The organism is Paraburkholderia dioscoreae (genome assembly GCF_902459535.1).
GTDB lineage: Bacteria > Pseudomonadota > Gammaproteobacteria > Burkholderiales > Burkholderiaceae > Paraburkholderia > Paraburkholderia dioscoreae.
The window spans coordinates 1,416,506-1,431,827 of record NZ_LR699554.1; the positions used below are offsets into that span (position 1 = coordinate 1,416,506).

Sequence of the window (15,322 nt, forward strand, 5' to 3'; positions counted from 1 at the left end):
GGATTTTTGTCGCGCCCTACGTCAACTGACGTATTGGGCCGCGCAAATTGGCTACCTACCTTTCGTGGCGTCGACACCGCCATCCGGTTCCCAGCGCGGGTCGCCCGACCACGACTACAAGGAGAATTCGATGTCACACGATGATCAGAACGAGTCCGGCATGCCCTCGGCGCTGCGCCGCAAACTGTTGATGGGGCTCGCTGCCGCTCCCGCGCTGGCCATGTCCGGCATCGCGCGGGCCCAGCAGTTTCCGACCGCCAAGGTCAACACCACGCACCTTGCCGTCACCGACACGGAAGTGACGGTGGGCCAGTTGCACTCGGCGACCGGCACGATGGCGATCTCCGAAACCGGCTCGATTCAGGCCGAGCGGCTTGCGATCGAACAGATCAATTCGGCAGGCGGCATTCTTGGCCGCAAGATCAAGATCATTCAGGAAGACGGTGCATCCGACTGGCCGACGTTCGCCGAGAAGTCGAAGAAGCTGCTGGAGAACGATCACGTCGCCGCCGTGTTCGGCTGCTGGACGTCGGCCTCGCGCAAGGCCGTGCTGCCGATTTTCGAACGCGACAACGGCCTGCTGTACTACCCGACCTTCTACGAAGGCCTGGAGCAGTCGCACAACGTGTTCTACACCGGCCAGGAAGCGACCCAGCAGATTCTCTGGGGGCTGAACTGGGCGAACCAGACCAAGAAGGCGAAGAGCTTCTTCCTGATCGGCTCGGACTATATCTGGCCGCGCACCTCGAACAAGATTGCGCGCAAGCATATCGAGCAGCATCTGACCGGCTGCAAGGTGGTGGGCGAAGAGTATTACCCGCTCGGCACCACCAACTTCAACTCGCTGATCAACAAGATCAAGATCGCCAAGCCGGATTGCATCTACGCGATCATCGTCGGCGGTTCGAACGTGGCGTTTTACAAGCAGCTCAAAGCGGCCGGCATCACCGCGGACAAGCAGTTCCTGCTGACCATCTCGGTGACGGAAGACGAGGTGCTCGGCATTGGCGGCGAAAACTTCGCGGGCTTCTACTCGGCCATGAAGTATTTCGAATCGCTCGATAACGACAACAACAAGAAATTCGTCGCGGCATTCAAGGCGAAATACGGGCCGAAATCCGTGATCGGCGACGTGACCCAGGCGGCCTACCTCGGGCCGTGGCTCTGGAAAGCCGCGGTGGAGAAGGCCGGCAGCTTCGACGTCGACAAGGTGGTGGCGGCCTCGCCGGGCATCGAATTGAAGACCGCGCCGGAGGGCTACGTGAAGATTCACGCGAACCATCACTTGTGGAGCCGCACGCGGATCGGACAGGCGCAGGTGGACGGCCAGTTCAAGGTGGTCGCGGAATCGCCGGATCTGATCGAGCCTAATCCGTTCCCGAAGGGCTACCAGTAATCACAGCGGCAAGCCACGCGTGAAGCGCGCTCGCCGCTGTGCGGGCGCGCGCCGATCAATTCGAGGAGAGCGACATGTCGGCTTCGGACATTCTTAACATCACGCTGATGCAGGGTTTCGCGGGCTTGAGCCTTTTCAGCGTGCTGCTGCTGATGGGGCTGGGGCTGGCGGTGATCTTCGGCCAGATGGGCGTCATCAATATGGCGCACGGCGAATTCATGACGATCGGCGCTTACACGATCTACATGTTTTCCCAACTGGCCGACAACTATTGGCACGGCTTCGCGCCGGTGTATTTCCCGCTCGCCATCTGCGCGGCTTTCGCGCTGGCGTTCGCGGCGGGTTGGGTCGCGGAGTGGGCGCTGATCCGTCATCTTTACCGGCGTCCGCTCGACACCCTGCTGGCGACCTGGGGCCTCAGCCTCGGCATGCAGCAGGTATTCCGCTCGGTGTTCGGCCCGAAAGAAGTGAGCCCGACCTTGCCGGACTGGCTGATGGGCTCCTGGTCGCCTAAGCCGGGGCTCGACATTCCGATCAACGGCCTCTTCGTGATGAGCCTCGCCGTGGTGATGACGGGCGGTGTGCTGCTGGCGCTGTACCGCTCGCGCTGGGGCTTGCGTGTGCGGGCCACGGTGGCGAACCGTCAGATGGCGAACGCGGCGGGCATCGATACCCGCAAGACCGACCGGCTGACCTTTGCGATCGGCTGCGGCATGGCCGGCGTCGCGGGCGCGGCGTTCACCGCGATCGGCTCCACCGGGCCGACCAGCGGCTCGCTCTACATCGTCGATTCGTTCCTCGTGGTGACGTTCGGCGGCGCCGCGAGCCTGCTCGGCACGGTGGCGTCCGCCTTCGGCATTGCGCAGATGCAGTCGATCAGCGAGTTCTTCATGACGGGTTCGTCGGCGCGCGTGGTGACGCTGTTGACCATCGTGATCGTGCTGATGTTGCGGCCGCAAGGACTCTTCGCGTCGAAGGTACGCCGTGCGTAATTTTTCATCGAGTGCGCCTCTGAACCGTTCCATCAATTGCTTCAGCCCGGAGAAACGCATATGGACCCGCTGAACCCTTCCGCCGGCGCGCCCGCTTCGCCGGGTCATGCAGCCGCCCGCGCCGGCTTGCGGCCCGCGCTGCGGCGCTGGCTCACCACCGACGGCTACGGCAGCATCGTGGTGCTGGCGGTGCTGATTCTCGTCGTGTTTCCGCTCGCGCTCGACGTGTTCCGTCTGAACCTGATGGGCAAGTATCTGACCTACGCGTTCGTCGCCGTCGGCCTCGTGATGGCGTGGGGCTACGGCGGCGTGCTGAGTCTCGGGCAAGGCGTGTTTTTCGGCCTCGGCGGCTACTGCATGGCCATGTTCCTGAAGCTCGAAGCCTCGGACCCGGTCAGCACGAAGATCCAGTCGACGCCGGGCATTCCCGACTTCATGGACTGGAACCAGCTCACCGCGCTGCCGTTCTGGTGGAAGCCGTTTCATTCACTGCCGTTCGCGCTTGCGGCGGTGGTGGTCGTGCCGTGCGCGCTGGCGTTCGTGGTGGGCTTCGCCATGTTCAAGCGGCGCGTGGGCGGCGTGTACTTCGCCATCATCACGCAGGCGGTGGCGCTGATTCTTTCGGTGCTGATCATCGGCCAGCAAGGCTATACGGGCGGCGTGAACGGCATCACGGATTTGCGCACCCTGCTTGGCTGGGACATTCGCGGCGACGGTGCGAAGCTGATCCTGTACTTCGTCAATGCGGTTCTGCTGCTGGTGGCGATTCTCTGTTGCCGGCAAATCCAGCGCAGCAAGCTCGGCACGCTGCTGCTCGCCATGCGCGACAAGGAAGACCGCGTGCGTTTCTCGGGCTATGACGTGGCCATGTTCAAGGTGTTCGCGTTCTGTGTCGCCGCGGTGCTGGCCGCGATCGGCGGGGCGATGTTCACGTTGCAGGTGGGCTTCATGTCGCCGTCGTTCGTCGGGATCGTGCCTTCCATTGAAATGGTGATCTATGCCGCGGTGGGCGGGCGCATGTCGCTGGTCGGCGCGGTCTACGGCGCGGTGCTCGTCAATCTCGGCAAGACGTGGTTTTCCGAGAGCTTTCCGAACCTGTGGCTGTTCCTGATGGCGGCACTCTTTATTGGCGTGGTGATGGCGTTTCCGAACGGCCTCGCCGGTCTTTACGACAGTCATGTGAAGCCGTGGCTCGCGCGCCGCGGCGCAAGGAGCGCCTCATGAGCAATACCGATTTCGTGCTGGCCGTGGAAGAACTGAGCGTGTCGTTCGACGGCTTCAAGGCGATCGATTCGCTCAACCTGTATGTGGATCGCGGCGAGTTGCGCGTGGTGATCGGACCGAACGGCGCGGGCAAGACGACGCTGCTCGATCTCATCTGCGGCAAGACGCGCGCGACCCACGGCAGCATCAAGTTCCGCAACGAGGAGATGACGCAGTTGCCGGAGTTTCGTCGCGTGCGCAAAGGGATAGGCCGCAAGTTCCAGACGCCGTCGATTTACGAAAACCTCTCCGTGTTCCAGAACCTCGAAGTGTCGTTTCCTCGCGGACGTGGCGTGTTCGGCGCACTGGCGTTTCGCCGCACTGACGACGTGATGGACCGCGTGCGCAGCGTGGCCGGTGAGATCGGCCTCGCGAATCAACTGGATCTCGAAGCGGGTTTGCTCTCGCACGGCCAGAAACAGTGGCTCGAAATCGGCATGTTGCTGATGCAGGAGCCGGAACTGTTGATGCTCGACGAGCCGATCGCCGGCATGAGCGTGCGCGAGCGCGAGATCACGGCGGAGCTGCTCAAACGGATCTGCCAGAACCGTTCGATGATCGTCATCGAACATGACATGGCGTTCGTCGAACAGATCGCCCACAAGGTCACGGTGATGCACCAGGGAAAGATTCTCGCCGAAGGCGCGATGGAACAGGTGCAGAACGACCCGCGCGTGATTGACGTCTACCTGGGCCACTGAGTGGGGAACGGAAGTTGAATCGACCACGAGTCGAACGGGAGGCGATCATGAAGCGAGCAACGAGGAGCCCAGCATGTTGAATGTCGACGACGTATTCGTCAGTTATGGCCAAAGCGAGGCCTTGCATGGCATCAGCTTCAACGCCGCCCGCAACGAGACCGTGGCGATCATGGGGCGCAACGGCATGGGCAAGACCACGCTGTTCAAGTCGCTGATCGGTATTCTGCCGCTGAAAGCGGGCTCGGTGAAACTGGATGGCGAAGAGGTGTCGCGCGACGAAAGTTTCCGGCGCGTCGCCAAAGGTATCGCGTATGTGCCGCAGGGCCGGCAAATTTTCGCCACGTTGAGCGTGGAGGAGAACATCCAGACCGGTCTGGAGAACTCACCCACGAGGCGCGTGCCCGACGAAATCTATGCGCTCTTTCCGGTGCTCTACGAGATGCGCTCACGCAAGGGCGGCAACCTGTCCGGCGGTCAGCAGCAACAACTGGCGATCGCCCGCGCGTTGGTTACGGAGCCCAAGGTGCTGCTGCTCGACGAGCCCACCGAAGGCATTCAGCCGTCCATCATCAAGGACATCGCGCGGGCGTTGAACGAGATCCGCAAGCTGCGCGACATCACGATCGTCGTGTCCGAGCAGGTGCTGAGTTTTGCGCTCGATGTGGCCGACCGGCTCTTCGTCATCGAAGGCGGGCGCCTCGTGCATGAGAGCACGCGCAGCGACGCCGACACCGCGAAGATCCGCGAGTACCTGTCGGTGTGAGCCGACTGTCTGCAATTTCCAAGAGGAGAGTTTGCAATGGCTGAAACGCTAATCAAGGTCGATCTGAACCAGTCGGCCTACGACAACGAGAACGTCCACAACCGCTGGCACCCGGATATTCCGATGGCCTGCTGGGTCAATCCGGGCGACGATTTCATTCTGGAGACTTACGACTGGACCGGTGGCTTCGTCAAGAACAACGACAGTGCCGACGACGTGCGCGATATCGATCTCTCCATCGTGCACTTCCTGTCCGGACCGGTGGGCGTGAAGGGCGCGGAGCCGGGCGATCTGCTGGTGGTGGATCTGCTCGACATCGGCGCGAAGCAGGAGAGCCAATGGGGCTTTAACGGCTTCTTCTCGAAGAAGAACGGCGGTGGTTTCCTGACCGATCATTTCCCGCAAGCGCAAAAGTCGATCTGGGATTTTCATGGTCTCTACACCAGTTCGCGCCATATTCCCGGCGTGAACTTCGCGGGACTGATCCACCCGGGGCTGATCGGCTGCCTGCCTGATCCGAAGATGCTGGCCACCTGGAACGAGCGCGAAGCCGCGCTGATCGCCACGGACCCGCAACGCGTGCCCGGCCTCGCCAATCCGCCGTTCGCCGCCACTGCGCACATGGGGCGTCTCGCCGGCGACGAGCACGCCAAAGCCGCCGCCGAAGGGGCGCGCACGGTGCCGCCGCGCGAGCATGGCGGCAACTGCGACATCAAGGATCTGTCGCGCGGCTCGAAGGTGTATTTCCCGGTGTACGTGGATGGCGCGGGCCTTTCCGTCGGCGATCTGCACTTCAGCCAGGGCGACGGCGAAATCACCTTCTGCGGCGCCATTGAAATGGCCGGCTGGGTGCACATGAAGGTCGAGTTGATCAAGGGCGGCATGGAGAAATACGGCATCAAGAACCCGATTTTCAAGCCGAGCCCGATCACGCCTCACTACAACGACTACCTGATCTTCGAAGGCATCTCCGTCGATGAACAAGGCAAGCAGCACTACCTGGACGTGCATATCGCCTACCGCCAGGCATGCCTGAATGCGATTGAATATCTGAAGAAGTTTGGCTATTCGGGCGCGCAGGCTTACTCGATTCTGGGCACGGCACCGGTGCAGGGGCATATCAGCGGCGTCGTGGATGTGCCGAACGCATGCGCGACGCTCTGGTTGCCGACGCAGATTTTCGACTTCGATATCCGGCCGAATTCCGCGGGACCGGTCAAGCATATTACCGGCGGCGTGGATCTGCCTTTGTCACCGGATCTGGTCTGACGTAGAGGTTTGCCGAAACACCTGAGAGGGCCGTGCCCGGAAGACCGCCGTGCCGAGTCGGGCAATGGCGCGGCGGTCACCGGAGATGGAACGACTTGAGGCACCAAAGGAGCACACCATGCCGACTTACGATTACCGTTGCGAAAACTGCGGCCCATTCGCTGCGATCCGCCGCGTTGCCGAGCGCGACATGCCTTGCACATGTCCCACCTGCGAGTCGCAGGCGCAACGTACGTTGAGCCTGCCTTCGTTGTCGTTGATGGCGGCAGGCGCGCGCACCGGACATCAGATCAATGAGCGTTCGGCGCATGCGCCGCAACGGTCGGGCGAATACAAACACCGGCATGGGCCGGGGTGTGGATGCGGATCGAGCAGTACAAAGGGCGCGACGAGCGCGGGCGGCCTGAAGACCAATCCCGCAGGCAGGCCGTGGATGATCAGCCATTAACCGCGACCACGCGCGGACTTTACCCGCACGCGCCCACTTCACCGCATGCGGTGCAGAAGTCGCAGCCATCCTTGCGAATCACCGCGTTCGCTCCGCACGACCCGCACTTGCGCCCGAGCATCGTATGCAGCCCTTGCGCGCCGCCTGGCTGCGTCAACACGAGGGCGTCGGCATTGGTTTCGACGGGATGCGGGCGAATGCCGAAATCCGCCGGTAGCGCGGTTTCGGCCCGCATCTGCCCGCGCGATAGACGCGCCAGCATGCGCGAGGGCACCTGATTGCCTTCAGCGTCGAGAAAGCCGCGCCGATGCAGAATCTGCTGGATCGCAAAGGCGAGGGCGGCCACTTCCGAATCGTGCCAGCGCGGCGTGCGGTGCCCGTCCAGCCGCTGCACCTCGCCGAGCCGTACCTGGCCGCGATCCCATGAGACCTTGCGCATATCCTGCAGGTTGCGCGCGACAAAACCGCCACGCGCCGCGAGCGATAGCGAACGCATCGTCGCCGTGATCCATTGCTGCGATTCGTCGCGCTGACCGGTCGGAATGAAGAACTCGATAGGCCGTTCGATGGTGACGTCCTCACCGCCCAGCCGGCCCGTGACCTCGATAAACGATACCGCCACATAGAGCGACTTCTTGCCCGCCTGCGTCAGATACTCGACCTTCTCGATGATCGCGGGCAGCTCGCCCTTGGGCCGATGATCGATTGCGATACGCAGCGGATCGAGATCGCTCTCGGTCAGCGTGTCGTCGGCTTGCGGCGGGCTCACGCTGAGCACCGCGCCGAGCGTCTCGTTGGGCCGGTAGGTGGCGAGACCCTTGAGGCCGTTTTTCCATGCGTCGAAGTAGAGGCTTTCGAACGCTTCGAACGGATAGTCGGCGGGCACGTTCACGGTCTTCGAGATCGACGTGTCCACATACGGTTGCACGGCCGCCATCATGTCGAGATGGTCGCGCGCCGACATTTCCAGCGCGCTGACGAAATAGTCCGGCAGCCGGTCGACGTCGCCGCCGAGCTCGCGATAAAGACGATACGCGTAGTCTTCCACGTCGAACGATTCGCGGCTGCCGTCGGCCATCACCTTCATGCGCGTGTAAGTCCACGAGAAGGCCGGCTCGATGCCGTTCGAGGCGTTATCCGCAAAGGCAAGGCTCACGGTTCCGGTCGGCGCGATCGAGAGCAGATGGCTGTTACGGATACCGTCGCGGCGAATGGCCTGCTTGATGTCCTCGGGCAGGCGCGAAGCGAACGTGCCGGTTTCCAGATAGCGCGCGGCGTCGAAGAGCGGAAACGCGCCGCGCTCGCGCGCCAGTTCGACGGATGCGCGATACGCCTCGTCGCGCATCAGCTGCGCGATGCCCACGGCGAAATCGCGGCCTTCCTGCGAGTCGTAGCGCAAGCCGAGCATGACGAGCGTATCGCCGAGACCGGTAAAGCCTACGCCGATGCGCCGTTTGGCGCGCGACTCTTCGTACTGCTGCGGCAGCGGCCAGAGCGTGACGTCGAGCACGTTGTCGAGAAAGCGCACCTGGGTGCGCGTGCGTTTCGCGAGGCCATCCCAGTCGAACGACGGCTTGCGGCCTTTGATCTGCGCGAACGGATCGATCACGAAACGCGTGAGGTTCAGCGGGCCGAGATTGCAGCAGCCGTACGCCGGTAACGGTTGTTCGCCGCACGGATTGGTCGCGCGAATGGTTTCGACCGCGCGCAGATTGTTGTCCTCGTTCATGCGCGAGATGAACACGATGCCGGGTTCCGCGATGTCGTAAGTGGAGCGCATGATGCGATCCCAGATCGCGCGCGCGGGACGTTCGCTGTAGACCCACAGGCCGTCTTCGCGTTGCCGCACGTCGTCTGCCGCACGCTGTGCCGGCGACGGTTCGGCGCGATGCACGAGTTGCCAGGGCTGATCTTCTTCGACCGCGCGCATGAAATCATCGGTCACACCGACCGAGACGTTGAAGTTGTTCCAGCGGCCCTTCGAATGCTTGGCCTCGATGAACTCCAGCAGGTCGGGGTGATTGCAGTCGAGCACGGCCATCTGCGCGCCGCGCCGCGAACCGGCGCTCTCGACGGTGCGGCACGACGCGTCGAACACGTCCATATAGCTGCACGGTCCCGAGGCCGACGAACTGGTGGTATGAACCCGCGCGCCCTTGGGCCGGATCGCCGAGAAGTTGTAGCCGACCCCGCCGCCGCGGCGCATGGTTTCGGCCGCCTGCAGCAAGGCGACGTAAATGCCGGGCAGGCCTTCTTCGTCGACGCCTTGAATCGCGTCGCCCACGGGCTGCACGAAGCAATTGATCAGTGTGGCCGCAATGCCGGTGCCCGCCGCGCTCATGATGCGGCCGGCGCCGAGCGCGCCGTGCCGCAGATTGTCGACGAACAGCGCCTCGACCGACTCGCGCAGCGCCGGCGGTTCGGCCTCGGCGACGCCGCGCGCGACGCGTTTGAATACGTCGTCAGCCGATTGCTCATCGCCTTTCGCGTATTTTTCCAGCAGAACGTCGAGGGAGAATTGTTGCGGTGCGACGAGCGGTGCGGGAGGCGCGGGGGGCGCGATCTGGGCGCGGGTCTCCGGCGTGTCTTCGGCCATGATATGCCCTCAAACGGCGCCGCGAGGGGCGCGGCGCGGTGGGTGGAAATGCGCGTCACTATACCGCCGTGCGTGGCACGGCAGGGTGACACGGCGCAATGTGGTCCACCTTAACGCACGTGGCGAAGAGCCGCAATCAAAGGGTGTGTTACCCACGGTGCGACACGGGTCGCATGATGCGCTTGCCGCTATGTGGGTTGTTCCGCCGGGCGGCTCGGGCACGGTGGATCAGCGTGCACGGCGCCGGCAGGGGCATTGAGGCGTCAGTCCTCGACGCACTCCAGAAGTTCAGCGCAAATCATGGCGGAAGCATTCGAGGGTGCCGGCCGTTCCGCCGGTTTGAACACCGCGTCGCCGCGGCGAATCTTGCGGCGCGATACCGCGCAGGTACCGGATGTGTGTGCCGACCTGCGCCGCCACCGTTGTTCACCGTAGTGACATCGTCCCGGCTCGACCCAGCGAATCACCAGCGTCGTGTCGGAGCGCTCGAGAATTTCGATGCGTACGCCATTGGCACCGTCCAGGGGGATGGACTCTAAAGTCATCGTCGTCGGCTCCGTATTGTGTGGTGTGCCGAATGTAGTCCTGCGCGCCCCGGATAGCCATTGTGTCGTCGTTGAAACACTGTTCTTGAAACAGCAACAATTAAACTTGACATTCGACCCATGCCGATAAGACGGGGCTTTGCGGGTCACAAAAACGGGCAAAGGATAATAGGCCGGATTTCTGCAACGCAGTGTTGTACCCAGTGATACAAGGGCGTTGCCAGCAAAGGGCGCCGGCGCTTCCTTTAATATGTGGTTATTGATGAGCGACCGTGCAACGCCAGTGTAGCGGTTTTGCATTTTTCCGGTCGGCTCGCACACGCCCGAAGGAAGTCCTCATAAGGGACGTCTTTCCAGAACCATAAGAGCTCACATGATTTCATCCCCGCCTGTTGCACCTCCTGAACCGCCGGATGCGCCAGACCGTCTGAAAAAGCAGAAAACGGCCTCGCTCGCGCTGTACATCGGATTGGTGCTGCTGGCGCTGTGGGTGGTACGCGATTTCATCGCGGTGGTGGCGTGGGCCGGCGTGATCGCCATTGCGCTGTGGCCGCTGTTGCGCAAGGTCGAGGGCAATCGCTGGTTCACCGGCCGCACGACGCTGATCGCCGCCGTGCTGACGTTGCTGATCGCGCTGCTGGTCGTGCTGCCGGTGGGCATCGGCATTGCTCAGGCGCTACGCGAAGCGCATGACCTGAACGAGTGGTTCAAGACCGTGCAGGAAAACGGCATTCCGTTGCCGGATTTCATCCAGCGTCTGCCGTTCGGCGTGCAACAGATTTCCGCGTGGTGGCAGGCCAACCTGACTCAGCCGCTGCGCGAGTCGGCCGCGATGAAGGGACTGCACAGCCCCGCCGTGGTGACGCTCGGCCGGCACTTCGGCGCGCGTGCGGTGCATGCCGTGACGGTGTTCGCGTTCATGCTGGTCACGCTGTTCGTGATCTTCCAGGCGGGTCCGCGTTTGTCGGGGGCGCTGCTCAAAGGCATGCGGCGCGGTTTCGGCGACGACGGCGCGCAGCTTCTGCAGCGCATGGCGGCAGCGGTGCGCGGCACGGTGTCGGGGCTGGTCGTGGTCGGGCTCGGCGAGGGCGCGCTGCTGGGCGTCGCCTACTTCGTGACGGGCTTGCCGCACGTTGCGCTGCTCGCGTTCGTCACCGCGATCGCCGCGATGCTGCCGTTCTGCGCGCCGCTCACCTTCGGCATCGCGGCTTTGTGGCTGTTGTTGCAAGGCTCGGTGGCGGCGGCGATCGGCCTTGCCGTGTTCGGCTCCGTCGTGGTGTTCATCGCCGAGCATTTCGTGCGGCCGGTGCTGATCGGCAACTCCACGCGCTTGCCGTTCCTGCTCGTGCTGTTCGGCATTCTTGGCGGTGCGGAAACGTTCGGGCTGCTCGGTATCTTCATCGGCCCCGCGCTGATGACCGTGCTGATGGTGTTGTGGACCGACCTCGTGCAATAGTTGCACGGTACTTGCCCACGCATCCGGACGAACGCCGGATAGACACGCCTGGACCCACGGACCCTTTGGACCCCTGACCTTCAAGGCCGCTGATTCGACGGATGTTCCTGCGGCGGCGGCTTCACGCAGCCGAGCGTGTATTTCAGCGCGGCGGCCAGCAGCGCGCTCCAGACGTCCCAGGTGTGGCCGCCGTCGATGATGCGCAGCGCCGCCGGATTCCCCGCCAGCCTCAGGTGCGTATAGAGCGACGACGCTTCGGCCTGGATCGCGAGATCGTCGTCGCCGGCGGCGATGAACATGGGCAGACGGTAGGGCCGGCTCATGTAGCGCTCCCATTGCGCCGGATAGTTGAGCTCGTGCCAGATGCGCGCGTCGAATTCGTGCTCGCCGAACACACCCACGCGGCGTGCCGCCGACGCGCGCGGCGGCTCGTTCGCATAAATCGCGGGACTCAGCAGCAGCGCGCCGCAAAAGCGCTCCGGCTGCGTCATCGCATAACGCAGCGCGCCGAAGCCGCCCATCGAAACGCCGCCGATCATCCGCCCGCCGCGCTGTGTCGAGACCGCGTAGCGCGTTTCAATCTCGGGCAACAGATTGTCGAAGAACGCGGTCTCCATCTTCTCCTTGCGATCGACGTACCAGTCCGTGCCGCCTTGCGGCATCACGATCACGACCGGCGGCATCTCCTTGTGGTCGATCAACGCGTCGGCCGTGGTTTGCAGATGGCCTTGCGTGATCCAGTCGTTGGCATCGCCATTGTTGCCGTGCAGGAGATAGAGCACGGGAATGCGGCTGGCGTCGTGGCGGTAGCCGGTAGGCAGATAGATCGTGTAGGACCAGTCGCGGCCGAGCGCGTCCGAATAGAAGCTTCGGCTGATGACGGTGCTGGCGAGCGTCGGCGCGCTGGTGGCCGCGGTGTAAAGCGCAACGAGTGCGGACAGTAGGAATTGACGCATGTCGGGTCAGAAGGCGTGCCGCGCAGGTTGCGCGCGGCCACCGTGCTTATCAGGATCGGCTGTGGAATCTCGAGCGTTGGCCCACGTGTGCCGCTCAGGGCTGCGTTCCAAGCCGCCCGCCATACAGGCGGCCAGCCAGACGCTTGAGCGGCTCCGCGCCCAGCGCCACCGCGAACAGCGCGGCGACCGCGACCGCGTCGGCGAGCAGGCCGAGCGGATAGTTCAGATAGCCGTCCGTCGCCGCGTACAGCACGGAGTCGACCACCAGCGAGATCACGGCACCGGCGACAAAGCACAGCAGCCCTTTGCGGCCGATCACGCCGACCCACGGCATCCATTGCGCGAGCTTCTTCGCCCAGCCTAGCTGGATCAGATTCGCGACGAGCCAGGCAATGGCGAGAAAATTGACGGCTCGCAGGTAGGAGAGGTTCTGTTTGAGGCTGCCATCGAGCGGCTCGCGCTCGATAAATAGCTTGTAATACGCCGCGGCCGCGACCACGGCGAGCGCCAGCAGGCTGACGACCCACCCCAGCCGGTGCGTGCTGGCGCACTGATAGACCGGCTGGCAACGGGCCAGCACGCCGAGCACGAACAGCAATTGCCAGGCGAACGGGTTGAAATCCCAGTGCATGTCCGGCGCGGCGGGCAGGTAGGCGTCGATCGCCGGCGCGCCGGCCCACAGCGCGACGCTGCCTGCCAGCAGCAGCCACGGCTTGCTGCGCGCGAGCGGCAGGATCATGGGCACGAGCAGGGCGAAAAACGCGTACATGGGCAGCACGGAGGCCAGATAGGGCTGACGGCGGAAAAGCAGGATGTCGCGCAGCGCGGCGAGCGGGGTGTCGATCAGGTCGTCGAGATCCGTGGTGGCGAGATTCGGCCCGTCGATGCTCAACGCGGTAAGCGCGGCGCTGACCAGCAGCATCAACGCGGCGGTGACGAGAAACGCCCGATAGATTTCCAGCGAGCGCCGCAGGAAGCGGCCGCGCGCGATCGTCTCGTTGCGCCGTTCGGCGAGCGCGGCATAGGCCGTGGCGGTGGCGAAGCCGCCGAGGAACACGAAGACCTCGGCGGCGTCGCACAACGCATAGGCGTGCAGCGTGACGCGCGACAGAATGCTGCCGCCGATGTGGTCGACGACGATGATCAGAAGAACCAGCCCGCGAAAAAAATCGAGCTCTATCAGGCGGGGTTGCGACTTTTGCATTGTATGGTGCCCAAAGCAGGCCCCGTGCGACGGCGCGCTAGTCCAGCGCGGCAGGCGTCTCACAAGGCTTTCTGGAAATTGGATTGGGGTACAGCGGCGGATACGCGATCCCCGTCGCCGCTTTCAACCGGCCGGGCCGGGCGCGGCGCGATTGCAGGAGGCGTAAAAGATGACCCCATGACGGGGGCGGAGTTCCGCTGCGGCGCCGCAAAAAAGCTTTCGATTATATTTCTTTCCGTGACAAATCCGCTCGCGACTGCGCAGCCACGCCGCAAGTCCATGGTGCGTCAGCCGTTGTCCGGATCGAGTCCAGGCGACGTTGCTTCGTTTACCTCAATGGGGGCCGAGGTAAAAGGGGCTGCCGCACCAAGTGGAGATTTCGCAACAATTTGAGATATCGACACCACACCCAATGGACGGCGAGCTAACGGCGTGTGAGGATTTCTGTAAAGCGCGCGTCAGGGTCGGTCAGCACCTGGGCGAAGCGCCAGAACAACAGCGGCCGGGTCGAGTTGTCCCATTGCTCGAGTGCAGGGAGATCTTCATGAACAGGCAAGTGTTCGCGCTAGCTGTCTCTGCCGCTGTGTCTGTCGCTTTTGCCGCGTCCGCCTCGGCGCAGACGAGCGTGACGCTTTACGGCGTGCTCGACGAAGGCATCAACTACACCAACAATGTCGGCCGCGGCCATGTCTATGAACTGGCGAGCGGCGATGCGCAGGGTAGCCGCTGGGGGCTGAAAGGCGCCGAGGAACTGGGCGGCGGACTGAAGGCCATTTTCCAGCTGGAAAACGGTTTCGACGTAAGCTCCGGGCGGTTCAACCAGAGCGGCCGGATGTTCGGCCGCCAGGCCTTCGTGGGTATGAGCGCGCAGCGATACGGCACGCTGACGTTCGGCCGCCAGTACGACTCGGTGGTCGACTATCTGGCCCAGACCACGGCCAACGGCAATTGGGGCGGCTTGCTGTTTTCGCACCCGTACGATAACGACAACACGGACAACACGTTTCGCCTCGACAACGCGGTCAAGTACACCAGTCCGTCGCTTTCCGGCTTCCAGTTCGGCGGTGTCTACAGCTTCAGCAACGACACCGGTTTCGCCAACAATCGCGCGTACAGTTTCGGCGGCCAGTATGCGTATGGCGGCTTGCTGGTGGCGGCGGCGTACCTGCAGGCCGACAATCCCGGCAATGGCGCGAACGGCGCGATCACGGCGAACGACGCCAGCTTCATCGCTGCCCGCATGCGCGTGTTCGGCGGCGGCATTACCTATACGTTCGGCCCGGCGACGGCCGGTTTCGTCTACACCAACTCGAACTATCTGGATCCGACCGGCAACGGGTATCTCGGCGTGACGCCGCTCGTGCCGCCCGGCGTACTGCTGAATTCGCTGAAGTATCAGAACTTCGAGCTGAACGGCAAGTATCAGATCTCACCAATGCTGTTCGTCGGCGCGCAGTATGTGTACACGATGGAAACCTACGACGCCTCGACCGGCGGTGTGAAGCCGAAAATCCATTCGTTCGGCCTGATGGCGGACTACAACCTGTCCAAGCGCACCGACGTCTACATTCAGGGCGAGTATCAGCAGGTGACCGGCGACTCGACCTATTCGATTCTGGACGAGGCCTTCACGCCCGGCACGCAGTCTCCTTCATCGACGTCGAAGCAGGTCGTGGTGCGGGCGGCGATCCGGCATAAGTTCTAGGCGCGATATATCCGATTTCGTTTCATCG

At 63.3% G+C, this 15,322-nt stretch carries 13 protein-coding genes; 9 read left to right on the plus strand and 4 right to left on the minus strand.

Annotation, left to right across the window (positions count from 1 at the left end; translation table 11 throughout):
• Nucleotides 1–130: 130 nt before the first annotated feature.
• From urtA to PDMSB3_RS26590, 7 genes are all read left to right on the plus strand, one after another.
• Nucleotides 131–1,396: an urea ABC transporter substrate-binding protein gene (urtA, locus tag PDMSB3_RS26560; protein ID WP_007176998.1), complete on the plus strand. Its 1,266-nt coding sequence runs from the start codon at nt 131–133 to the stop codon at nt 1,394–1,396.
• A gap of 74 nt (nt 1,397–1,470) precedes the next feature.
• Nucleotides 1,471–2,388, plus strand: coding sequence for an urea ABC transporter permease subunit UrtB (gene urtB, locus PDMSB3_RS26565; RefSeq protein WP_007176999.1), 918 nt, complete (start codon nt 1,471–1,473; stop codon nt 2,386–2,388).
• A gap of 60 nt (nt 2,389–2,448) precedes the next feature.
• Entirely contained in the window at nt 2,449–3,612 is a 1,164-nt protein-coding gene (gene urtC / locus PDMSB3_RS26570) for an urea ABC transporter permease subunit UrtC (protein ID WP_007177000.1), read from the plus strand.
• Nucleotides 3,609–4,352 (plus strand): urea ABC transporter ATP-binding protein UrtD, encoded by a 744-nt coding sequence (gene urtD, locus PDMSB3_RS26575; RefSeq protein WP_007177001.1) that lies wholly within the window; start codon nt 3,609–3,611, stop codon nt 4,350–4,352. Before urtC ends, urtD begins: the two co-directional genes overlap by 4 nt.
• Before the next feature lie 73 nt (nt 4,353–4,425).
• Complete coding sequence (urtE, locus tag PDMSB3_RS26580) at nt 4,426–5,115, plus strand: urea ABC transporter ATP-binding subunit UrtE (protein ID WP_007177002.1); 690 nt, start codon at nt 4,426–4,428, stop codon at nt 5,113–5,115.
• Between the two features lie 36 nt (nt 5,116–5,151).
• Entirely contained in the window at nt 5,152–6,384 is a 1,233-nt protein-coding gene (gene fmdA, locus PDMSB3_RS26585) for a formamidase (RefSeq protein ID WP_007177003.1), read from the plus strand.
• Between the two features lie 118 nt (nt 6,385–6,502).
• Nucleotides 6,503–6,832, plus strand: coding sequence for a zinc ribbon domain-containing protein (locus tag PDMSB3_RS26590; protein ID WP_165188256.1), 330 nt, complete (start codon nt 6,503–6,505; stop codon nt 6,830–6,832).
• Nucleotides 6,833–6,851: 19 nt separating this feature from the next.
• Here PDMSB3_RS26590 and PDMSB3_RS26595 read toward each other — a convergent pair whose 3' ends face one another.
• Together PDMSB3_RS26595 and PDMSB3_RS26600 are read right to left on the minus strand one after the other, a co-directional pair.
• Nucleotides 6,852–9,428, minus strand: coding sequence for an adenosylcobalamin-dependent ribonucleoside-diphosphate reductase (locus tag PDMSB3_RS26595; RefSeq protein WP_007177005.1), 2,577 nt, complete (start codon nt 9,426–9,428; stop codon nt 6,852–6,854).
• 263 nt (nt 9,429–9,691) lie between these two features.
• Nucleotides 9,692–9,973 carry a DUF3331 domain-containing protein gene (locus tag PDMSB3_RS26600; protein ID WP_007177006.1) on the minus strand — a complete coding sequence of 94 codons (282 nt, stop codon included), beginning with the start codon at nt 9,971–9,973 and terminating at the stop codon, nt 9,692–9,694.
• Nucleotides 9,974–10,346: 373 nt separating this feature from the next.
• On the opposite strand from PDMSB3_RS26600, the gene PDMSB3_RS26605 reads away from it, so the two are divergent.
• Nucleotides 10,347–11,429 carry an AI-2E family transporter gene (locus tag PDMSB3_RS26605; protein ID WP_165188258.1) on the plus strand — a complete coding sequence of 361 codons (1,083 nt, stop codon included), beginning with the start codon at nt 10,347–10,349 and terminating at the stop codon, nt 11,427–11,429.
• An 80-nt stretch (nt 11,430–11,509) separates the two neighbouring features.
• Here PDMSB3_RS26605 and PDMSB3_RS26610 read toward each other — a convergent pair whose 3' ends face one another.
• Together PDMSB3_RS26610 and PDMSB3_RS26615 are read right to left on the minus strand one after the other, a co-directional pair.
• Nucleotides 11,510–12,385, minus strand: coding sequence for an alpha/beta hydrolase (locus PDMSB3_RS26610; RefSeq protein WP_007177008.1), 876 nt, complete (start codon nt 12,383–12,385; stop codon nt 11,510–11,512).
• Between the two features lie 94 nt (nt 12,386–12,479).
• The gene (locus PDMSB3_RS26615; RefSeq protein WP_165188260.1) at nt 12,480–13,589 is read right to left on the minus strand and encodes an OpgC domain-containing protein; all 1,110 of its coding nucleotides are present in this window, start codon (nt 13,587–13,589) and stop codon (nt 12,480–12,482) included.
• 544 nt (nt 13,590–14,133) lie between these two features.
• On the opposite strand from PDMSB3_RS26615, the gene PDMSB3_RS26620 reads away from it, so the two are divergent.
• Nucleotides 14,134–15,294, plus strand: coding sequence for a porin (locus PDMSB3_RS26620; RefSeq protein WP_165188262.1), 1,161 nt, complete (start codon nt 14,134–14,136; stop codon nt 15,292–15,294).
• Nucleotides 15,295–15,322: the final 28 nt, after the last annotated feature.